Origin of the sequence: Escherichia sp. TC-EC600-tetX4 (assembly GCF_019356055.1) — a bacterium.
Lineage (GTDB): Bacteria > Pseudomonadota > Gammaproteobacteria > Enterobacterales > Enterobacteriaceae.
Map to the genome: position 1 here is coordinate 2,734,323 of NZ_CP079924.1, position 20,300 is coordinate 2,754,622.

Consider the following 20,300-nt stretch of genomic DNA (forward strand, 5'->3'; position numbering starts at 1 on the left):
TCGTCAATGTAAGAATAATGAGTAAGTTACGATGAAAAGAATGTTAATCAACGCAACTCAGCAGGAAGAGTTGCGCGTTGCCCTTGTAGATGGGCAGCGTCTGTATGACCTGGATATCGAAAGTCCAGGGCACGAGCAGAAAAAGGCAAACATCTACAAAGGTAAAATCACCCGCATTGAACCGAGTCTGGAAGCTGCTTTTGTTGATTACGGCGCTGAACGTCACGGTTTCCTCCCACTAAAAGAAATTGCCCGCGAATATTTCCCTGCTAACTACAGTGCTCATGGTCGTCCCAACATTAAAGATGTGTTGCGTGAAGGTCAGGAAGTCATTGTTCAGATCGATAAAGAAGAGCGCGGCAACAAAGGCGCGGCATTAACCACCTTTATCAGTCTGGCGGGTAGCTATCTGGTTCTGATGCCGAACAACCCGCGCGCGGGTGGCATTTCTCGCCGTATCGAAGGCGACGACCGTACCGAATTAAAAGAAGCACTGGCAAGCCTTGAACTGCCGGAAGGCATGGGGCTTATCGTGCGCACCGCTGGCGTCGGCAAATCTGCTGAGGCGCTGCAATGGGATTTAAGCTTCCGTCTGAAACACTGGGAAGCCATCAAAAAAGCCGCTGAAAGCCGCCCGGCCCCGTTCCTGATTCATCAGGAGAGCAACGTAATCGTTCGCGCATTCCGCGATTACTTACGTCAGGACATCGGCGAAATCCTTATCGATAACCCGAAAGTGCTCGAACTGGCACGTCAGCATATCGCTGCATTAGGTCGCCCGGATTTCAGCAGCAAAATCAAACTGTACACCGGCGAGATCCCGCTGTTCAGCCACTACCAGATCGAGTCACAGATCGAGTCCGCCTTCCAGCGTGAAGTTCGTCTGCCGTCTGGTGGTTCCATTGTTATCGACAGCACCGAAGCGTTAACGGCCATCGACATCAACTCCGCACGCGCGACCCGCGGCGGCGATATCGAAGAAACCGCGTTTAACACTAACCTCGAAGCTGCCGATGAGATTGCTCGTCAGCTGCGCCTGCGTGACCTCGGCGGCCTGATTGTTATCGACTTCATCGACATGACGCCAGTACGCCACCAGCGTGCGGTAGAAAACCGTCTGCGTGAAGCGGTGCGTCAGGACCGTGCGCGTATTCAAATCAGCCATATTTCTCGCTTTGGCCTGCTGGAAATGTCCCGTCAGCGCCTGAGCCCATCACTGGGTGAATCCAGTCATCACGTTTGTCCGCGTTGTTCTGGTACTGGCACCGTGCGTGACAACGAATCGCTGTCGCTCTCTATTCTGCGTCTGATCGAAGAAGAAGCGCTGAAAGAGAACACCCAGGAAGTTCACGCCATTGTTCCTGTGCCAATCGCTTCTTACCTGCTGAATGAAAAACGTTCTGCGGTAAATGCCATTGAAACTCGTCAGGACGGTGTGCGCTGTGTAATTGTGCCAAACGATCAGATGGAAACCCCGCACTACCACGTGCTGCGCGTGCGTAAAGGGGAAGAAACCCCAACCTTAAGCTACATGCTGCCGAAGCTGCATGAAGAAGCGATGGCGCTGCCGTCTGAAGAAGAGTTCGCTGAACGTAAGCGTCCGGAACAACCTGCGCTGGCAACCTTTGCCATGCCGGATGTGCCGCCTGCGCCAACGCCAGCTGAACCTGCCGCGCCTGTTGTAGCTCCAGCACCGAAAGCTGCACCGGCAACACCAGCAGCTCCTGCACAACCTGGGCTGTTGAGCCGCTTCTTCGGCGCACTGAAAGCGCTGTTCAGCGGTGGTGAAGAAACCAAACCGACCGAGCAACCAGCACCGAAAGCAGAAGCGAAACCGGAACGTCAACAGGATCGTCGCAAGCCTCGTCAGAACAACCGCCGTGACCGTAATGAGCGCCGCGACACCCGTAGTGAACGTACTGAAGGCAGCGATAATCGCGAAGAAAACCGTCGTAATCGTCGCCAGGCACAGCAGCAGACTGCCGAGACGCGTGAGAGCCGTCAGCAGGCTGAGGTAACGGAAAAAGCGCGTACCGCCGACGAGCAGCAAGCGCCGCGTCGTGAACGTAGCCGCCGCCGTAATGATGATAAACGTCAGGCGCAACAAGAAGCGAAGGCGCTGAATGTTGAAGAGCAATCTGTTCAGGAAACCGAACAGGAAGAACGTGTACGTCCGGTTCAGCCGCGTCGTAAACAGCGTCAGCTCAATCAGAAAGTGCGTTACGAGCAAAGCGTAGCCGAAGAAGCGGTAGTCGCACCGGTGGTTGAAGAAACTGTCGCTGCCGAACCAATTGTTCAGGAAGCGCCAGCTCCACGCACAGAACTGGTGAAAGTCCCGCTGCCAGTCGTAGCGCAAACTGCACCAGAACAGCAAGAAGAGAACAATGCTGATAACCGTGACAACGGTGGCATGCCGCGTCGTTCTCGCCGCTCGCCTCGTCACCTGCGCGTAAGTGGTCAGCGTCGTCGTCGCTATCGTGACGAGCGTTATCCAACCCAGTCGCCAATGCCGTTGACCGTAGCGTGCGCGTCTCCGGAACTGGCCTCTGGCAAAGTCTGGATCCGCTATCCAATTGTACGTCCGCAAGATGTACAGGTTGAAGAGCAGCGCGAACAGGAAGAAGTACATGTGCAGCCGATGGTGACTGAGGTCCCTGTCGCCGCCGCTATCGAACCGGTTGTTAGCGCGCCAGTTGTTGAAGAAGTGGCCGGTGTCGTAGAAGCCCCCGTTCAGGTTGCCGAACCGCAACCGGAAGTGGTTGAAACGACGCATCCTGAAGTGATCGCTGCCGCGGTAACTGAACAGCCGCAGGTGATTACCGAGTCTGATGTTGCCGTAGCCCAGGAAGTTGCAGAACAAGCAGAACCGGTGGTTGAACCGCAGGAAGAGACGGCAGATATTGAAGAAGTTGTCGAAACTGCTGAGGTTGTAGTTGCTGAACCTGAAGTTGTTGCTCAACCTGCCGCGCCAGTAGTCGCTGAAGTCGCAGCAGAAGTTGAAACGGTAGCTGCGGTCGAACCTGAGGTCACCGTTGAGCATAACCACGCTACCGCGCCAATGACGCGCGCTCCAGCACCGGAATATGTTCCGGAGGCACCGCGTCACAGTGACTGGCAGCGCCCTACTTTTGCCTTCGAAGGTAAAGGTGCCGCAGGTGGTCATACGGCAACACATCATGCCTCTGCCGCTCCTGCGCGTCCGCAACCTGTTGAGTAATAATTAGCTCAAAGTAATCAAGCCCTGGTAACTGCCAGGGCTTTTTTATTTCATCTTTGAATCAACATATTAAAATTCATCGAATGGCATCCTTGCTAACCAACAATGCAAAATAGGCAAAAAAATGCCCGCCCCAGCGATCCCAGAGCAGGCAGACAAAACATACCCAGTTTCATGATATGTTTTAAAGCGAAATTATTTGCTGAGCTGGAAGAGCGACAATCCCTGCATATCGGTAAATGCTTTATACGATGCCTGCAATGCCGTTTGCTGCATGATGTAAGATGAAATAGTTGCATTCCAGTCCACATCAACCAGATCGCTCATCTGCTGCGTTTGCCCTAAAGCGCGATCGCTACCTAATGAATCCAGCGACTCCAGTTCGTTCAGCTGCGTGCCTAATTCCGCGCGAACAGTCAGCACATTGTTCAGCGAGTTTTTCAGTCCGCGGTTGGTTTTATCTAACGCCGCAGCGGCGGTTTCTTTATCCGCTTCGCTATCCGCGACCGGCGTTTTCAGGGCTGCGATGGCACTATCCAGCATGGCAAAAAGATTGGTTTCAGAAGCGCTACCGTCTGGTTCCGCTACCGCGTTGCTGGTAATACTGTCGAAAATTTTGTCACCCGTGTGCCCTATCACCATCGAACGCGAAGCATCGACCTGTTGTTTAATACTTTCTGCTCCACCGACGTATTTCCCTTTCTCTTCGCTAAACGGCGCAGTCTCTGTTTTATAACCGGCAAAAATGTAGCGCCCGTTACCGTCAGTGGTGTTTGCCAGATTCAGCAACTGGTCACGAAGCCCCTGAATATCCGTAGCCAGCGAGGCCCGGTCATCGTCACTCAAGGTGCCATTGCTGGCGTAGACAATTTTTTCCTGAGCATTCTGGATAGCAGTGGTGACCTGGCTAAGTACACTCTCTTCCAGTGACACTTTTTGAGTGGCGAAAGTACGCGCCAGCGTGTACTGGCTGTTTTGCGCCTGTGCCTGGGAGAGAACTACGGCTTGTGATGCAGCAATGGGATCGTCAGAAGGGTTAACGACTCGCTTACCCGTCGACATCTGTTCGCCGTACTTCATCCATTCTGCCTGAGAATTGGTGATACCACGCATGTTTTGCTGGTACATCATCTGTGTACTGAAACGCATCTTATCTCCCCTTAGCGAATGTTAATCAGCGCATCAAAAATCGCGTTTGCCGTCTGCAGAACCTGCGCATTCGCCAGGTAATACTGCTGAAAACGTTGCAGATTTCCGTACTCCTCATCGAGATTGACACCGGAAATCGACTGCTGCTGATTGGAAAGCTGCGTCACCACATTACCTTGCGTGGCGCTACTGGTTTTCAACGTCGCGGTTTTATTACCGATATCACTCACTAACGAGGCATAAGCGTCGTTAAAGGATTTCGCACCGCCCACCGTTTTACTGTTGCTTTGCAGATCCAGCAGGGCCTGACCGTTGCGGTTATCGCTATCACCCGCATCTTCTTCGCTCGCCATCGCTATTTTCGCTTCGTCGGTGATTAATACATCCATGTTGACGATGGCGTCACTTACTGGTTTCAGCGTGAAGCTGTCGTTAACGGCAGGCGTTCCTGTAAACGTCAACTCCAGACCATCAAATGCCACTTTACCGTTGGCATCCGGCGTCACCGTAAAAGTGGTATTGCTGGCAAGGCGGGTGACCTGCCACTGATTATTATCGAACGAGATTTTGTAATCTGTCGCCAGTACCGCGGAGGCATCAGTTACCGTGGCACCGATCGCAACGTCACCTTTGTTTTTCGTGTTTTGCAGAACCGCGGGCTTACCGATAGCAAAGAAATCTTCACCGGCATCGCCGTTAGCATCAAATCCGGCTTTGTGTTGGGTGTTGAAAGCCTCGGCAAATGCCAGCGCCAGTTGTCCAAGCGTATTACGCGTCTGGTCCAGATCCTGAGAACGGAATGTCAGAATGCCGCCCAGCGACCCGGTATTCAGTAATTTCTCCGGGATCTCAATATTGCCTGCCGTCCCATCAACATAAGCGACAGTCGTACGAGAAGGGTCAGCGCTGGAAGGAACTGCCGCCAGTTGCCGCGCCGTACTTCCCTGAACCAGTGAGTAACCATTGGCCATCGTGATGTTATAAGTGCCGCCATCCTGAACGCTGACTTCTACACCAACAATCTGGTTTAATTCGCTCACCAGTTGATCGCGTTGATCCAGCAGATTGTTAGGTGACGCCCCTGCCCCCACGCCTGTCAGGCGCGAGATTTGATCGTTCAGGCTGGCAATTTGTTTAGCGTAGTTGTTGATCTGATCAACGCTGGCACCTATCGCGATATTGACCTGTTTGTCCTGGTCGCGCAGATATTGATCGGTGGTTTTAAACTGATTCACCAATCCTTCTGATTTCCCAATCAGCGCCTGGCGCGCTGCCGGGTCTTCCGCGTTACTCACCAGCGTTTGCAGGCTGGTGAAGAAATCCTGCATCTGTGTTGCCAGCGAAGAGGTACTGGTGGAGAGCATATTGTCGATTTTCGACATCTGCTCATAGCGGGCAGTCAGACCGCTACTTTGCGTCTGCGCCGCACGTAACTGGTTGGTAATAAACGCATCATACTCACGCTGCACACCAGAAACGTAGACACCATTGCCAACCCAGCCGCCAGCGCCCAACGTGCTATTGGCCTGCGCCATAATAGTGGTTTGGCGGGTATATCCGGCAACGTTATAGCTGGAGATATTATTACTTGCCGTATTTAACGCCGCCTGGGCCGCGTTCAGTCCGCTCATGGCGTTATTAATCAAGCTGGACATGGAGGTTCCTTATAAGCCTTCAATTACAGAGTATTATCGGCAGCGACCCGCCGGACTTGAGTTATTCAGAACAGATTATCAATGTTCATACTGTAGGTTTTGCTCACCTTGTCGCTTATCGATTTCATCTGCTGAATCATGTTGGTGAGTTTGCGGGCATAGTGAGGATCGGTGGCATAGCCCGCGTCCTGTAGGGCCTGCGCCCCCTGTTCCGCACTCGCGGCGGTCGTCACGGCGGCGTAGCGCGGGTTACGCGTTAACAGCCCAACGTAATCCGACAAGGCTTCCAGATACGAGCTGTAGACGCGAAACTTCGCTTTTACTTTCTTCGCTTCGCCGTTTTCATATTCAGTCGTGGTGATTTCAGTAACTGGCCCTTTCCAGTTGCCAGAGGCTTTGACACCAAACAGGTTATAGCTCGGCTCGCCGTTTTCGCGGCGGATTTGCCGTTGCCCCCAACCAGATTCCAGTGCCGCCTGAGCGAGGATCAAATGATGTGGCACACCGCTTTGCTGGCTTGCCAGTTGGGCGGGCAGCGAGAGTTGCGCGAGGAATGCTTTACTGTCACCCGGCAGCGAATCATCGTAGTTACGTGGCACGGCCTTTTGCACCAGCTGCGAAAGCGCCTGATTTTGATAACGCACCACAGTTTCGAGCGGGAATTTCATCGGTGCTGCTGGCGTGGACTCCTCTGGCAATGGTTGTTCTGGCGTCATCTGTTTAACCATCATCTCTGCAAGCCCCAGACCTTTGCCCGCCGTCATCTGTTGGGCAATCTGCTGGTCATACATACTGGTATACAGGCGAGTGTGCTCGCTGCTGAACAGGCCATCTTTTGGTAAAGCGTCGCGCATGCTTTTCAACATCATCTGCACGAACATCCCTTCCACCTGACGGGCCACCGGACGGATATTTGCCGCCGGATCTTCGCCCGCTTTCGCCTTTAGTTCGTTGAGTGATTGCGCATCCCAGGCCGCACTTGCCAGTAGTTTGCTGTCGCTGATCATCAGATGATTTCCAGTTTTGCCCGCAGACATCCCGCACTTTGCATTGATTGCAGTATGGACATCAGATCCATCGGCGTAGCGCCCAGCGCATTGAGCGCGCGCACCACGTTATTGAGGCTGGCGCTGGAACGTACGCTTTGCAGCGAACCGCCGCTCTGGCGTAAATCGATCTGCGTTTGTGGAGTAACCACAGTCTGTCCACCACCAAACGGTGTATCTGGCTGGCTGACATTGGCCTGACGATTAACTGTTACTGAGAGATTCCCCTGCGCTACCGCGCAGCTGTCGAGGGTCACTTCGCGATTCATCACCACCGAACCGGTGCGCGAGTTAATCACTACTTTAGCGTCCTGCGGGGTGACATTAACCTGCATATTCTGAATATCGGCAAGGAAGCGGACCTGGGAACTGTTGCCACTCGGTACGCGCACCTGAATAGTCCGCGCATCTAACGCGGTGGCGCTGCCATATCCACGCACGCGGTTGATGGTGTCAGCGATTTGCTGCGCCATGCTGAAATCTTCGTCGTTAAGTTGCAAATTAAGGGTATTCCCGACGCCAAACTGGCTGGGCAATTCACGTTCAATAACCGCACCATTGGTGATCCGTCCACCGTTCAGTTGGTTAACCTGAACACTGCTACCGCCAGCGGAGGCTCCTGCGCCGCCAACCAGAATATTGCCCTGCGCCAGCGCATACACCTGACTGTCAACGCCCTTAAGCGGTGTCATCAACAACGTACCTCCACGCAAGCTTTTGGCATTTCCCATGGAAGAAACCACCACATCGATGGTTTGCCCCTGACGTCCAAACGGAGGAAGTGACGCTGTCACCATTACCGCAGCGACGTTTTTTAGCTGCATATTGGTGCCCGTCGGAACGGTAATTCCCAGCTGTGAGAGCATGTTATTAAGCGTTTGTGTGGTAAACGGCGTCTGGGTTGTCTGGTCACCGGTGCCATCCAGCCCCACCACCAGACCATAGCCAATCAGTGAGTTTTGCCTTACCCCCTGAACACTGGTGAGATCGCGAATACGCTCAGCCTGAGCCGCCGTCGTGACCAGTAGAAGAATTAATGCAGAGAGAAATTTAATCACCACAGCCTCACTTACATTGGCGACAGGTTAAGGAAGAAACGCTGCAACCAGCCCATATTTTGCGCTTCGTTAATGTAGCCATTGCCTACGTATTCAATGCGCGCATCCGCCACCTGAGTAGACGGTACGGTATTGCTGCCGCTGATAGTGCGTGGATTAACCACGCCAGAGAAGCGAATAAATTCGGTACCCTGATTAATGGCAATCTGTTTTTCACCCACCACATGCAGGTTGCCGTTGACCAGTACCTGGTCAACCGTCACCGTCAACGTGCCGCTAAAGGTATTGCTGGCATTGGCCCCGCCCTTTCCGTTGAACGTGTTACCACCGGAGGCTTCGACATCGGCACGAGCGTTACCAAACAGCCCCTGCAAATAGCGCGGCACAGTATCAAAGCCAAAATTAGTTTTACCGTCACGGCTGGCATTCGCAGAGGAGCTTTTGCTGGCGCTGACGTTCTCCTGCAACACGATGGTCAGCGTATCGCCAATATTGCGTGGTCGACGATCTTCAAACAGCGGTTGATAGCCATAGTTAATCGGCTGAGCAGACTGGAAAATAGAACCGTTGGCGACGGGCGTCGGACCGGGAACCGGTTGTGCACTGGTCGCCCCCTGCACCAGCGGCGTGGAGGGTATCCAGGCGCAGCCGGTTAGTGAAAGCACCAACAAGCTGGAAATGGCATAAGTATGCGCAGCGTTTTTTTGCATGGCTATCATCTTCAAAAATCAGTAAACCGGTGAACCTGCCACCGGTTAAGCCTTAGAGTTGCGTCAGTTTTTGCAGCATCTGATCGGTGGTGGACACCGCTTTACTGTTGATTTCGTAAGCGCGTTGCACCTGAATCATATTGACCAGTTCTTCCGCCACGTTGACGTTAGACGTTTCAACATACCCTTGATACAGCAGTCCCGCGCCGTTCAGGCCCGGCGTGCTTTCGTTCGGTGCACCAGAGGATTGCGTTTCGGTGTAGAGGTTTTCGCCAATGCTCTCCAGCCCGGTGTCATTCATAAAGGTGGTGAGATTGAGCTGCCCAACCTGAACCGGAGCTGCCTGGCCTTGTTGGGTTACGCTGACCACGCCATCACGACCGATGGTGATACTTAACGCATTCGCCGGAATGGTGATCGCTGGCTGCACCTGAAAACCACCAGCCGTCACCAGCTGCCCGTTCTGATCCACCTGGAAAGAGCCGTCACGGGTATAGGCTGATGAACCATCTGGCAACATCACCTGGAAAAAGCCCTGCCCTTTAATCGCGACATCTTTGCTGTTGTTGGTCTGCGACAGGTTTCCCTGGCTGTGTAAGCGTTCAGTGGCGACCGGGCGTACCCCCGTGCCGATTTGTAATCCGGAGGGTAAGGTGGTTTGTTCGGAAGACTGTGCCCCCGGCTGGCGAATGGTTTGATAAAGCAGATCTTCAAACACCGCGCGCTGACGCTTAAAACCGTTAGTACTGACGTTTGCCAGGTTGTTGGCAATGACGTCCATATTGGTTTGCTGGGCGTCAAGGCCCGTTTTGGCGATCCATAATGAACTGATCATAAAATGTCCTGTAGTGGATTAGTGACAAAGTGCATATGTCTTCTTGCCGGATGCGGCGTAAACGCCTTATCCGGCCTACAAGTGCTCGCAAAATCGATAAATTGCGATTGCCCCCATAGACCCGATAAACTTGCGCATCGGGCAACTTATACTTGTCATGTATCCTTTCAATTAACTCATCGACAGCAGTTGGTTGGCACGGCCTGCGTTATCATCGACGCTGCTGATCACCTTCATCTGCATTTCAAAACGCCGCGCGCTGGCAATCATGTCGCTCATTGCCGCAACGGCATTGACGTTACTGCCTTCCAGAACCCCCGACATCACACGCAAGGTTGGATCTGCCTGCAGTACCGGCCCACGCGTGGCCTGGGTTTCTGCGCTTAAACGAAAAATGCCGTCGTCACCGCGCTGCACTTCGCTGCCCGTGGCTTTCACCAGTTTAAGACGCCCTACTGGCGCAACCGTATTTGCCGGATCGCCCGGATTGAGCGCCGAGATTGTGCCATCGGCAGCAATAGTGATTTCCGCCCCTTCCGGCACAGCAATTGGCCCAGCCTCGCCTATCACCGGATGCCCCTGAATTGTCAGTTGCCCGGTGGGATCAACCTGAATGCTGCCATTACGCGTATACCCTTCGCTGCCGTCAGCGGTCTGCACGGCCAGCCAGCCATCCTGCTGCAACGCGACGTCCAGCGGGCGCGAGGTGTAATCCATTTTGCCGGGCGTCATATCTGCGCCCGGCGTTGACGCCGTGACCAACGTGCGCGTGGGCAGAGAAAGCCCTTCCACTGGCACCGCGCGTAAAGCATTCAACTGCGCGCGAAAACCGGGCGTTGAGGCATTGGCCAGATTACTGGCGGTTACCGCCTGTTGATTCAGTGTCTGGCTGGCTGCTCCCATCGCGGTATAAATTGCGTGATCCATTGAGCTATCCCGTCAGCGATTAGCGTAAGTTAACCAGCGTGTTGAGGATCTGGTCCTGGGTTTTGATGGTCTGGGCGTTAGACTGATAGTTACGCTGGGCAACGATCATATTGACCAGTTCTTTACTGAGATCGACGTTGGACGCTTCCAGCGCACCGTTGGTCAGGGTGCCAAAGTTTCCCGTCCCGGCTGTCCCCAACAGCGCCACGCCAGAAGATTGCGTCGCAGACCAGACGTTGTCGCCTTCGGATGCCAGACCTTCGTTGTTGGCAAAGTTCGCCAGTACAATCTGCCCCAGCAGTTGGGTTTGTTCGTTGGAATAGTTGCCGACAACCGTACCGTCATCATTGATTTGATAACTCACCAGATCGCCCGGTTTGTAGCCGTTCTGGGTGGTTGCCACAATATTGTTAGCGCCGGTATTTTGCTGCATGGAGTTGAGGAAGCTCAGACTAAACGTGGCGGGTTCTGCACCGTTAATTGCGCCGGTTGCGATATTATTCGCCATCGCACCATCCACTAATGTGCCATTAGCATTAAATTCCAGTGTTGTCGCTGTCTTCGCAATGCTGTTTGGATCACTGCTATCCTGGGTGTAGACCTGCCAGTTATTATCCCCGGTCTTCACAAAGTAGACGCTCATGTCATGAGCATTACCCTGACTGTCGAAAACAGTCACCGAACCTTTTTTGTTATAGCTATCCGCATTGCTGGCGCTGAATGGCGTAACAGTAGGAAGCGGATCACTGGAATTCAGGTTGATCTGCATCGATGCCGTGGTGGTAGTTTTCGCTGCCATCAGGGTATTCGGGATCGAAATATTGGTCGGATTCGCCCCTTGCTGAATAGTCGGCGGCGTACCGGTTGCCGGGTAACCCGTCAGCTGTAAACCTTGCATATTCACCAGGTTACGGTTTTCATCCAGCTTAAATTGTCCGTTACGGCTGTAGAACACCGAACCGTTGCTGTCTACCAGACGGAAAAAACCGTTCTGGCTGATAGCAACGTCCAGACCTCGCCCGGTGTTGGTGGTCGTGCCATCGGTAAAGTCCTGAGTGATACCGGCAACTTTTACCCCCAGTCCCACTTTCGAACCGGCAAACATATCGGCAAAAGAGGCCGTGCCTGATTTAAAGCCGTAGGTGGCGGAGTTGGCGATATTGTTGCCAATAACATCGAGGTTGGTGGCGGCAGCGTTTAATCCGCTAACCGCTTGAGAAAAGGCCATGACTGACTCCTGAAATGTGAAGGCTTAAATTATCTGCCGTACTTCGTCGAGGGTGGTGGTGCCGTAAGTGCCGAGATCCAGCGTATTACCGCTGTTGCCGCGGATCACACCCTGCACCAGAGCAAACTGCAGCGGCTGGGCAACCAGTTGTGTACCACCGTTACTGGCGCTAATCGCTACATTGTAAGAACCGTTCGGCGCAGTGCTGCCATCAGTCAACGTACCGTCCCAGGTGAAACTGTGAACTCCGGCGGTCAGTTCACCAATATCAATGGTGCGCACAACCGCGCCATTTTTATCGGTGATGGTGGCCGTAACTTTGTCTGCCGCCTGTTGCAGCTCAACACCAAACGGCGTGGTCGTGGTCACAGCCCCTTCTTCACTGCCGGTTCCCGCAAGAACAGTGGTGCCGGGGATCATCACGCCGTGACCGATCAGGTTACTGGCCTGTAACGACTGGCTGTTATCAATCTGTCCGGAAATAGATCCGAGCGTGGTATTGAGTTTTTCAATCCCGCTGACCGTGCTGATTTGTGCCAATTGCGACGTCAGCTCGTTGTTTTCCATTGGATTGGTCGGGTCCTGGTTTTTCAGCTGCGCCACCAGCAAAGTCAGAAAACTGCTTTGTAAATCTGCGGCGTTGCTGCCCGTGAGCGAACTACTGCTGGTGGTACTGACGCCGGTATTTGTCGGATCGGTGGTGGTTACCGCAATGGACATAGCTTTCTCCTTTATTGACCGAGCGTAAGGGTTTTCAGCATCATGCTTTTCACCGTGTTGAGCACTTCAACATTGGCCTGATAGCTGCGTGACGCCGACATGGTGTTAACCATCTCTCCGACAACATCAACGTTCGGCATTTTTACGTAGCCCTTTGCATCTGCCAGCGGATTACCCGGTTCATAAACCAGTTTGTCCGGGGCCTGACTTTCTATAACATCGGCAACCTTTACGCCGCCTGTCGCAGCACCTGGTGCAGCGTTAACCTGGAATACCACCTGTTTTGCCCGATATGGCTGTCCATCGGGACCGGTCACGCTATCAGCATTCGCCAGATTACTGGCCGCCACGTTCAGGCGCTGGGACTGGGCAGTTAACGCCGACCCGGCGATATCAAAAATATTCAGCAGTGCCATCCGTTAATTTCCGCTCTGTAAAACGTTCATCATGCCTTTGATTTGCCCGCTCAACGCGCTAAGGCTCATCTGGTATTGCAGGCTGTTATCGGCAAACTGGGTGCGTTCGCGATCCATATCGACGGTATTACCGTCAAGCGAAGGCTGGTCCGGAATACGGTATTGCAGTTCTGCGGTAGGAGGCGTCAGCGCCTGCGCCGGAATGTGTTGCGTTGAGGTCATCGTCAGTGCAACCACACTGGTTGCATCCCGTCCACGTTGCATGACTTTTTTAAGTTCACTGGCAAAATCGATATCGCGCGCCTGATAACCAGGGGTATCGGCATTGGCGATGTTTGCTGCCAGCACTTCCTGACGCTGGGCGCGCAGATTGAGCGCCTCTTGTTGAAAACGTAAGGCGGCGTCGAGCTTATCGAGCATATCTCCTCCGCAGGTATCAAAATTCTGCCATCAGCTTAAATGCCTTTACGCGCGCGTTATCGGCGGAATAAACGCAAAATGGGTCGCTATTTATGCCGTTGATGGTCATTGCGGACAGGTACAATTCACGTTGTAGAAATGGCTGGGGGCGAAAATGCTGATAATAAAACGTAGCGTGGCGATCATCGCGATACTGTTCAGTCCGTTAAGTACGGCGAGCAATCTCACATCGCAATTGCACAACTTTTTTAGCGCCCAACTCGCGGGGGTAAGTGATGAGGTTCGTGTTTCTATTCGTACAGCGCCCAATCTACTACCGCCATGCGAGCAGCCATTGCTTTCGATGAGCAATAATTCCCGCCTGTGGGGCAATGTGAATGTGTTGGCACGCTGCGGTAACGACAAACGATATTTACAGGTTAATGTACAGGCCACAGGAAATTATGTGGTTGCCGCGATGCCCATTGCGCGGGGAGGAAAGCTGGAAGCTGGCAATGTCAAACTGAAACGCGGACGGCTGGATACCCTGCCACCGCGTACGGTGCTGGATATCAATCAACTTGTTGATGCCATTAGCCTGCGCGATCTATCACCCGATCAACCTATCCAGTTAACCCAGTTTCGCCAGGCATGGCGGGTAAAAGCGGGACAACGCGTCAATGTGATCGCCAGCGGTGATGGGTTTAGCGCCAACGCAGAAGGTCAGGCGCTGAACAATGCAGCCGTCGCACAGAATGCGCGGGTGCGCATGGTATCGGGACAGGTAGTCAGCGGCGTTGTTGATGCAGATGGGAATATTCTTATAAACCTGTAAGCTGTTAAAGATTACCCGTCCCTTGCCGATAAATAAGCAACACATGATAAAAGCGCCCTCAATGAGGAATAAACCATGAGTATTGATCGCACTTCGCCTCTGAAGCCTGTAAGCACCGTTCAACCGCGCGAAACCACTGACGCGCCGGTAACGAACAGCCGGGCGGCAAAAACAACCGCCTCCACCAGCACCAGTGTGACGTTAAGCGACGCGCAAGCAAAACTGATGCAACCCGGCAGCAGTGATATCAATCTTGAACGTGTCGAAGCGTTAAAACTGGCGATTCGTAACGGTGAACTAAAAATGGACACCGGCAAAATTGCCGATGCGCTGATCAACGAAGCGCAGCAAGACTTGCAGAGTAACTGATCGTATGACACGTCTTGCAGAGATCCTCGACCAGATGTCCGCTGTGCTTAACGATCTCAAAACGGTAATGGATCAAGAGCAGCAACATCTCTCTATGGGGCAGATCAACGGCAGCCAGTTGCAATGGATTACAGAACAAAAAAGCTCACTGCTGGCGACGCTGGATTACCTCGAACAGTTACGCAGGAAAGAACCCAATACAGCAAATAGCGTTGATATTAGTCAACGCTGGCAGGAAATTACTGTGAAAACGCAGCAACTACGCCAAATGAATCAACATAACGGCTGGTTACTGGAAGGACAGATTGAGCGCAATCAACAGGCGCTGGAAATGTTGAAACCGCATCAGGAACCGACGCTATATGGGGCGAACGGTCAGACCTCAACAACCCATCGCGGCGGTAAAAAGATTTCGATCTGAAGATTATCTCCGGCCTGCACTGCAGGCCGGAATGCATTGTTACACCGTCCGGCGGGCAAATTCTTTAACTTTGAAGCCCAGTACCGCCAGTGCAGCGAAGTACGCGGCAATCCCCGCCAGCACGACCGCCATTAAACGCAGTAAACGCCAGGGCATGGTACCCAATGACCACTCCGGCATGATATGTAACATACCTAAAAGCACGCCAGACATCACCAGTACCGCCACCACCAGACGCAACAGAAACGCCATCCAGCCGGGTTGCGGGGTAAAGATTTTCTGCTTACGCAACTGCCAGTAAAGCAGCGAAGCATTCAGACACGCCGCCAGACCAATAGAAAGTGACAGCCCGGCATGTTTCAACGGACCAATAAACGCCAGGTTCATCAATTGCGTTAAAATCAGCGTAACGATGGCAATTTTCACTGGCGTTTTAATGTCCTGGCGGGAATAAAAGCCAGGAGCCAACACTTTCACTACAATCAGGCCAATCAAACCCACCGAGTAGGCAATTAACGCCCGCTGGGTCATCAGCGCATCAAACGCGGTAAATTTACCGTACTGGAACAGCGAAACGGTCAACGGACCGGAAAGAATGCCCAACGCAACCGCACTCGGCAGCGCCAACAGGAAACAAAGACGCAACCCCCAGTCCATCAAACGGTTGTATTCATCATGATTGCCACTGGCAAAACTTTTCGACAGCGACGGCAGCAAAATGGTGCCAAGCGCCACGCCCAGCACACCGGACGGAAACTCCATTAAGCGGTCGGCGTAATACATCCAAGACACCGAACCGGAAGCAAGAAACGAGGCAAAAATGGTGTTGATGATTAAGGAGATCTGGCTCACAGAGACGCCAAGGATCGCCGGTCCCATCTGTTTCACCACGCGCATTGCTCCGGCATCGTGGAAGTTAATGCGCGGCAGGACCAGCATGCCGATCTTCTTCAGGTGCGGTAGCTGATACACCAGCTGCAGGACGCCGCCGACCGTAACAGCCCACGCCAGCGCCAGCACCGGTGGGTTAAAGTACGGTGCGGCAAACAGCGCGAAACCAATCATGCTGATGTTAAGCAGTGTTGGAGCAAACGCCGGAATCGAGAAGCGGTTCCACGTATTCAGAATCGCTCCCACCAGCGACGCCAGGGAGATCAGCAAGATATAGGGAAAGGTAATCTTTAGTAGCTGGCTGGTCAGGGCAAATTTGTCAGCTGTGTCAGCGAAGCCTGGCGCGGTCACCATGATCACCCACGGTGCGGCGAGCATGCCAGCGACCGTCACAACCGCCAGCGCAAGTGTCAGCAGGCCAGAAACATAAGAGACAAAGACCCGCGTGGCGTCTTCACCCTGCTTACTTTTATATTCCGCCAGAATCGGTACAAATGCCTGGGAAAATGCCCCTTCGGCAAAGATACGGCGTAACAAGTTAGGAAGTTTAAAAGCGACGAAAAAGGCGTCGGTTGCCATCCCTGCGCCAAAGATTCTGGCGACAATTGCGTCTCGTGCGAAGCCAAGCACACGCGAAAACATGGTCATCGAGCTGACGGCGGCCAGCGATTTTAATAAATTCATCGGTGTTCTAATCCAGACCCACGGGCAAAACGCCTGCAAGGCAGGCGCTGAAAGAGGCGAATAGTCTACCTGGATTATGGTGAATTGCTACCGCCAGATGTTACAGGGTTTATTCACTCATCGCATCGCGCCAGATCTTGTCAACGATACGTTGCGCCAGCACGGCCTGTTCGCCGGCGGTTTGCGGAACTGTCTGGTTTTGCACACATTCAATGAAGTGCCGCGCACAGCCGACAAACCCACGTTGCTCAAGCGTACTCTGCCAACCAGGAATCGGTTTATGCACTACGCCCTGCCCGCGCTCCTCACGCCATTCGCGCATATCCGTAATGTCGATGAGCGCACCGTCAGTCACGGCCTGCACGGTTTCACGCTGACTTCCGGCACGGCGATGCATACAGGTGGTGATCTGCAAAGGACCAGCCGAAAAATGGTGCTCGGCAAACAGCATTTCGCCAGCGTCGTTAGTCAGTAGCGTACCGCCATCCAGAGAGGCTTTGCCGCCCGACAACCACAGCGCGGTATCCACCACATGCAGATAATCATCCAGCAACGTGAAATAAAGATCGTGTGGCCCGACGCTATTGCTACGATGTTTATCCATTCTTAGCGAGGCTGCGGTGGCGAGTTGCGTTTTTAACTCACCGTAGAGTGGTGCGAAACGACGGTTAAAACCGACCATCAACGTCAGTTTTTTCCGCGCCGCCAGTTCCACCAGCCGTTCAGCATCGCGCAGATTTTCTGCCAGCGGTTTATCGACACAGACATGTACCCCCGCATTGAGTAACGTACTGACCACGTCAAAGTGGCTGGCGGTGCTGGAATGCACAAAAACCGCATCGCAACTGGCGGCAAGGCTGGATAACGAATCGGCATAAGGAATGCGCCAGCTTTCACAAATTGGCAGGGCTTTCGCGCGCGTAGGCGACCAGGCTCCTTGTAACGTCCAGTCAGACGCTGCCGCCAGCACCGGTAACCACGCTTTTTGCGCAATGCCACCTAATCCCACTACGCCGATACGTAATTTTTTCACTTTAATCTCCCAGATGGGCCAGCAACGAATCAAGACGCTGTTTCAGTTCTGCCACTTCGATTTCCAGGGCTTCGACGCGGGCCTGTAAATCACCGTCAACCGCGTTCGACATATCCGTCACCGCCGGCTGATCTTCAACCTCACCACTGAAAAGATGCATGTAGCGGTTTTCGCGTTTACCCGGTTCGCGGGCCAGACGCACCACAAAAGGACCATCTTCGCGATTTGCCAGTTGTTCCAGCGTCGACTCCACTTCCGCCATATCGCTGAATTCATACATTCGCGCGGCGCGGCTGCGCAGTTCACCTGGCGTCTGGGCACCACGCAATAACAACGTGGTGATTAACGCCACTTCCGCTGCGCTCAGTTTCAGATCGCCAAATTCTGAATTACAAAAACGTTGCTCATATTTGGTGACCCGATTACCAAAACCGCTCACTGTGCGTAGATAATGACGTTTGACCAGATTATCCAGCTGTTCCTGCACTTCGGATTCACTCAGATTCATGACCGGTTCACGGTTCGTTTTCTGATTACAGGCCGTGACTACACCATTGACTGAGAGCGGGTATTGCTCCGGCGTGGTCACCTGCTTTTCCAGCAAGCAACCAATCACGCGAGCTTCAAGGGCAGTAAGTTGATATTTCATGAGATTCTCCTTAGCGGCCGGGCGTCCAGTCTGGGGTAGTTAATGCCGTCAGTACGTGATCGCGCCATTGTCCATCAATCAACAGATAGTCTTTCGCATAGCCTTCTTTTTCAAAACCCAGTCGCGCCAGTAAATCACCGCTGCGTTTATTGTGCGGCATATAATTAGCCATAATGCGATGAATATGTTGGGTGCGCTGCATATAACGAATGGCTGCGGTCAGGGCTTCAAACATGAGTCCTTTGCCCTGCCATTTTTGCCCAATCGAATAACCGAGATAGCAGGCATGAAAAGAGCCACGAACAACATTGGAAAAATTGGCAACGCCAATAATCTCTTTTTCGTCCGGGTCGAATAAGCCAAAGTAGAAAGCTGAACCTTGTTTATGAAATTCGTTAATCATCCCCAGCCTGGCCTGCCAGCCTGATGGATAACAGTGGCTTTCGTCGCGCACTGGCTCCCAGGGCTTGAGGAAATGGCGATTCTCTGCGTAATAATCCGCAAGACGCCAGGCATCACGATCATGCACCAGACGCACGACCAGTCGGTCTGTGGTTAAGCGCACTTTTGGCACGTTACTGCGATAGCCAAACATTCTATACCTACTCCTTCCCGTAACGTCTTTAATACGCTGTAAGTATTACTATACCTGCGCAACCAGACCCTGTGAAAAGTCCAAAATGCCATTTTCTGCATTATTCACATATTTGATAAAAACTCTCTATCAAAGCGACGTTTTGATAAAAAAATATTGTCCCCGAAGTGATGGGAAAAGTCTTAGCGGCAATGCAGAATAGAAAGTGCTCATCTTTTATTTCCCGGGAGGGGAAATGTCCCGCGTGTCGCAGGCGAGGAACCTGGGTAAATATTTCCTGCTCATCGATAATATGCTGGTCGTGCTGGGGTTCTTTGTTGTCTTCCCGCTGATCTCTATCCGCTTCGTTGATCAAATGGGCTGGGCCGCCGTCATGGTCGGTATTGCTCTCGGTCTACGCCAATTTATTCAGCAAGGTCTGGGTATTTTCGGCGGTGCAATTGCCGACCGCTTTGGTGCCAAACCGATGATTGTTACCGGTATGCTGATGCGCGCCGCCGGATTCGCCACAATGGGTATCGCCCACGAACCGTGGCTATTGTGGTTTTCATGCCTGCTCTCGGGACTCGGTGGCACGTTGTTTGATCCGCCGCGTTCGGCGCTGGTGGTGAAATTAATCCGTCCACAGCAGCGTGGTCGTTTTTTCTCGCTGTTGATGATGCAGGACAGTGCCGGTGCGGTCATTGGCGCATTGTTGGGGAGCTGGCTGTTGCAATACGACTTTCGCCTGGTCTGCGCCACAGGGGCAGTTCTATTTGTGCTATGTGCGGCGTTCAATGCGTGGTTGTTACCAGCATGGAAACTCTCCACCGTACGCACGCCCGTTCGCGAAGGCATGACCCGCGTGATGCGTGACAAGCGTTTTGTCACCTATGTTCTGACGCTGGCGGGTTACTACATGCTGGCTGTACAAGTGATGCTGATGCTGCCAATTATGGTCAACGACGTGGCTGGCGCGCCCTCTGCCGTTAAATGGATGTATGCCATTGAAGCGTGTCTGTCGTTAACGTTGCTCTACCCTATCGCCCGCTGGAGTGAAAAGCATTTTCGTCTGGAACACCGGTTGATGGCTGGGCTGTTGATAATGTCATTAAGCATGATGCCGGTGGGCATGGTCAGCGGCCTGCAACAACTTTTCACCCTGATTTGTCTGTTTTATATCGGGTCGATCATTGCCGAGCCTGCGCGTGAAACCTTAAGTGCTTCGCTGGCGGACGCAAGAGCTCGCGGCAGCTATATGGGGTTTAGCCGTCTGGGTCTGGCGATTGGCGGCGCTATTGGTTATATCGGTGGCGGCTGGCTGTTTGACCTGGGCAAATCGGCGCACCAGCCAGAGCTTCCGTGGATGATGCTGGGCATTATTGGCATCTTCACTTTCCTTGCGCTGGGTTGGCAGTTTAGCCAGAAACGCGCCGCGCGTCGTTTGCTTGAACGCGACGCCTGATTTGATACTCCCCCCTGAC

20 protein-coding genes are annotated in these 20,300 nt (G+C 53.2%); 5 read left to right on the forward strand and 15 right to left on the reverse strand.

The window, feature by feature from the left end; translation table 11 throughout:
• Positions 1-31: 31 nt before the first annotated feature.
• On the forward strand, positions 32-3,217 hold the full coding sequence (rne, locus tag KXD89_RS13345; RefSeq protein WP_000827360.1) for a ribonuclease E: 3,186 nt from the start codon (positions 32-34) through the stop codon (positions 3,215-3,217).
• Positions 3,218-3,412: 195 nt separating this feature from the next.
• Here the strand turns inward: rne and flgL are convergent, their stop codons facing one another.
• The 11 genes from flgL to flgB all read right to left on the reverse strand — a co-directional run bounded on the left by flgL (position 3,413) and on the right by flgB (position 13,381).
• A complete protein-coding gene (gene flgL, locus KXD89_RS13350) occupies positions 3,413-4,366 on the reverse strand; it encodes a flagellar hook-associated protein FlgL (RefSeq protein ID WP_001212782.1) in 954 nt (317 codons plus the stop codon).
• 11 nt (positions 4,367-4,377) lie between these two features.
• Positions 4,378-6,021 carry a flagellar hook-associated protein FlgK gene (gene flgK / locus KXD89_RS13355; protein WP_000096479.1) on the reverse strand — a complete coding sequence of 548 codons (1,644 nt, stop codon included), beginning with the start codon at positions 6,019-6,021 and terminating at the stop codon, positions 4,378-4,380.
• A 65-nt stretch (positions 6,022-6,086) separates the two neighbouring features.
• Positions 6,087-7,028 carry a flagellar assembly peptidoglycan hydrolase FlgJ gene (flgJ, locus tag KXD89_RS13360; RefSeq protein WP_001295441.1) on the reverse strand — a complete coding sequence of 314 codons (942 nt, stop codon included), beginning with the start codon at positions 7,026-7,028 and terminating at the stop codon, positions 6,087-6,089.
• Entirely contained in the window at positions 7,028-8,125 is a 1,098-nt protein-coding gene (gene flgI / locus KXD89_RS13365) for a flagellar basal body P-ring protein FlgI (RefSeq protein WP_000589326.1), read from the reverse strand. The genes flgJ and flgI overlap by 1 nt, the downstream gene beginning before the upstream one ends.
• An 11-nt stretch (positions 8,126-8,136) precedes the next feature.
• Positions 8,137-8,835 carry a flagellar basal body L-ring protein FlgH gene (flgH, locus tag KXD89_RS13370; protein ID WP_001295442.1) on the reverse strand — a complete coding sequence of 233 codons (699 nt, stop codon included), beginning with the start codon at positions 8,833-8,835 and terminating at the stop codon, positions 8,137-8,139.
• 52 nt (positions 8,836-8,887) lie between these two features.
• On the reverse strand, positions 8,888-9,670 hold the full coding sequence (gene flgG, locus KXD89_RS13375; RefSeq protein ID WP_000625837.1) for a flagellar basal-body rod protein FlgG: 783 nt from the start codon (positions 9,668-9,670) through the stop codon (positions 8,888-8,890).
• 171 nt (positions 9,671-9,841) lie between these two features.
• Positions 9,842-10,597 carry a flagellar basal-body rod protein FlgF gene (flgF, locus tag KXD89_RS13380; protein ID WP_000349316.1) on the reverse strand — a complete coding sequence of 252 codons (756 nt, stop codon included), beginning with the start codon at positions 10,595-10,597 and terminating at the stop codon, positions 9,842-9,844.
• 19 nt (positions 10,598-10,616) lie between these two features.
• The gene (flgE, locus tag KXD89_RS13385) at positions 10,617-11,825 is read right to left on the reverse strand and encodes a flagellar hook protein FlgE (protein ID WP_000885873.1); all 1,209 of its coding nucleotides are present in this window, start codon (positions 11,823-11,825) and stop codon (positions 10,617-10,619) included.
• A gap of 24 nt (positions 11,826-11,849) precedes the next feature.
• A complete protein-coding gene (gene flgD, locus KXD89_RS13390; protein ID WP_000020486.1) occupies positions 11,850-12,545 on the reverse strand; it encodes a flagellar hook assembly protein FlgD in 696 nt (231 codons plus the stop codon).
• Positions 12,546-12,556: 11 nt separating this feature from the next.
• Positions 12,557-12,961 carry a flagellar basal body rod protein FlgC gene (flgC, locus tag KXD89_RS13395; RefSeq protein WP_001196460.1) on the reverse strand — a complete coding sequence of 135 codons (405 nt, stop codon included), beginning with the start codon at positions 12,959-12,961 and terminating at the stop codon, positions 12,557-12,559.
• A gap of 3 nt (positions 12,962-12,964) precedes the next feature.
• A complete protein-coding gene (gene flgB / locus KXD89_RS13400; RefSeq protein WP_000884702.1) occupies positions 12,965-13,381 on the reverse strand; it encodes a flagellar basal body rod protein FlgB in 417 nt (138 codons plus the stop codon).
• Between the two features lie 154 nt (positions 13,382-13,535).
• Here flgB and flgA point away from each other — a divergent pair, with 154 nt between their 5' ends.
• The 3 genes from flgA to flgN all read left to right on the forward strand — a co-directional run bounded on the left by flgA (position 13,536) and on the right by flgN (position 14,985).
• Positions 13,536-14,195: a flagellar basal body P-ring formation chaperone FlgA gene (flgA, locus tag KXD89_RS13405; protein WP_000905458.1), complete on the forward strand. Its 660-nt coding sequence runs from the start codon at positions 13,536-13,538 to the stop codon at positions 14,193-14,195.
• A 75-nt stretch (positions 14,196-14,270) separates the two neighbouring features.
• A complete protein-coding gene (gene flgM / locus KXD89_RS13410; protein ID WP_000020880.1) occupies positions 14,271-14,564 on the forward strand; it encodes a flagellar biosynthesis anti-sigma factor FlgM in 294 nt (97 codons plus the stop codon).
• A 4-nt stretch (positions 14,565-14,568) separates the two neighbouring features.
• Positions 14,569-14,985, forward strand: coding sequence for a flagella biosynthesis chaperone FlgN (gene flgN, locus KXD89_RS13415; RefSeq protein WP_000197363.1), 417 nt, complete (start codon positions 14,569-14,571; stop codon positions 14,983-14,985).
• A 39-nt stretch (positions 14,986-15,024) separates the two neighbouring features.
• Here flgN and murJ read toward each other — a convergent pair whose 3' ends face one another.
• The 4 genes from murJ to rimJ form a co-directional block, all read right to left on the reverse strand.
• A complete protein-coding gene (gene murJ / locus KXD89_RS13420) occupies positions 15,025-16,560 on the reverse strand; it encodes a murein biosynthesis integral membrane protein MurJ (RefSeq protein ID WP_001050683.1) in 1,536 nt (511 codons plus the stop codon).
• Between the two features lie 109 nt (positions 16,561-16,669).
• Complete coding sequence (locus KXD89_RS13425; RefSeq protein WP_000736158.1) at positions 16,670-17,593, reverse strand: Gfo/Idh/MocA family protein; 924 nt, start codon at positions 17,591-17,593, stop codon at positions 16,670-16,672.
• 1 nt (position 17,594) lies between these two features.
• Positions 17,595-18,242 carry a YceH family protein gene (locus KXD89_RS13430; protein ID WP_000877107.1) on the reverse strand — a complete coding sequence of 216 codons (648 nt, stop codon included), beginning with the start codon at positions 18,240-18,242 and terminating at the stop codon, positions 17,595-17,597.
• A 10-nt stretch (positions 18,243-18,252) separates the two neighbouring features.
• On the reverse strand, positions 18,253-18,837 hold the full coding sequence (gene rimJ, locus KXD89_RS13435; protein ID WP_000468186.1) for a ribosomal protein S5-alanine N-acetyltransferase: 585 nt from the start codon (positions 18,835-18,837) through the stop codon (positions 18,253-18,255).
• Between the two features lie 235 nt (positions 18,838-19,072).
• Here rimJ and mdtH point away from each other — a divergent pair, with 235 nt between their 5' ends.
• Positions 19,073-20,281 carry a multidrug efflux MFS transporter MdtH gene (gene mdtH, locus KXD89_RS13440; protein WP_000092206.1) on the forward strand — a complete coding sequence of 403 codons (1,209 nt, stop codon included), beginning with the start codon at positions 19,073-19,075 and terminating at the stop codon, positions 20,279-20,281.
• Positions 20,282-20,300 lie beyond the last annotated feature (19 nt).

What these genes read in the sequence shown, in the direction of transcription:
- flgH (WP_001295442.1), bottom strand. Translation starts at nt 8,835, where the DNA reads ATGCAAAAAAACGCTGCGCATACTTATGCCATTTCCAGCTTGTTGGTG.
- flgM (WP_000020880.1), top strand. Translation starts at nt 14,271, where the DNA reads ATGAGTATTGATCGCACTTCGCCTCTGAAGCCTGTAAGCACCGTTCAA.
- murJ (WP_001050683.1), bottom strand. Translation starts at nt 16,560, where the DNA reads ATGAATTTATTAAAATCGCTGGCCGCCGTCAGCTCGATGACCATGTTT.
- flgB (WP_000884702.1), bottom strand. Translation starts at nt 13,381, where the DNA reads ATGCTCGATAAGCTCGACGCCGCCTTACGTTTTCAACAAGAGGCGCTC.
- flgD (WP_000020486.1), bottom strand. Translation starts at nt 12,545, where the DNA reads ATGTCCATTGCGGTAACCACCACCGATCCGACAAATACCGGCGTCAGT.
- flgE (WP_000885873.1), bottom strand. Translation starts at nt 11,825, where the DNA reads ATGGCCTTTTCTCAAGCGGTTAGCGGATTAAACGCTGCCGCCACCAAC.
- flgA (WP_000905458.1), top strand. Translation starts at nt 13,536, where the DNA reads ATGCTGATAATAAAACGTAGCGTGGCGATCATCGCGATACTGTTCAGT.
- flgC (WP_001196460.1), bottom strand. Translation starts at nt 12,961, where the DNA reads ATGGCACTGCTGAATATTTTTGATATCGCCGGGTCGGCGTTAACTGCC.
- rne (WP_000827360.1), top strand. Translation starts at nt 32, where the DNA reads ATGAAAAGAATGTTAATCAACGCAACTCAGCAGGAAGAGTTGCGCGTT.
- KXD89_RS13430 (WP_000877107.1), bottom strand. Translation starts at nt 18,242, where the DNA reads ATGAAATATCAACTTACTGCCCTTGAAGCTCGCGTGATTGGTTGCTTG.
- flgK (WP_000096479.1), bottom strand. Translation starts at nt 6,021, where the DNA reads ATGTCCAGCTTGATTAATAACGCCATGAGCGGACTGAACGCGGCCCAG.
- flgN (WP_000197363.1), top strand. Translation starts at nt 14,569, where the DNA reads ATGACACGTCTTGCAGAGATCCTCGACCAGATGTCCGCTGTGCTTAAC.
- flgL (WP_001212782.1), bottom strand. Translation starts at nt 4,366, where the DNA reads ATGCGTTTCAGTACACAGATGATGTACCAGCAAAACATGCGTGGTATC.
- flgF (WP_000349316.1), bottom strand. Translation starts at nt 10,597, where the DNA reads ATGGATCACGCAATTTATACCGCGATGGGAGCAGCCAGCCAGACACTG.
- flgJ (WP_001295441.1), bottom strand. Translation starts at nt 7,028, where the DNA reads ATGATCAGCGACAGCAAACTACTGGCAAGTGCGGCCTGGGATGCGCAA.
- rimJ (WP_000468186.1), bottom strand. Translation starts at nt 18,837, where the DNA reads ATGTTTGGCTATCGCAGTAACGTGCCAAAAGTGCGCTTAACCACAGAC.
- mdtH (WP_000092206.1), top strand. Translation starts at nt 19,073, where the DNA reads ATGTCCCGCGTGTCGCAGGCGAGGAACCTGGGTAAATATTTCCTGCTC.
- flgG (WP_000625837.1), bottom strand. Translation starts at nt 9,670, where the DNA reads ATGATCAGTTCATTATGGATCGCCAAAACGGGCCTTGACGCCCAGCAA.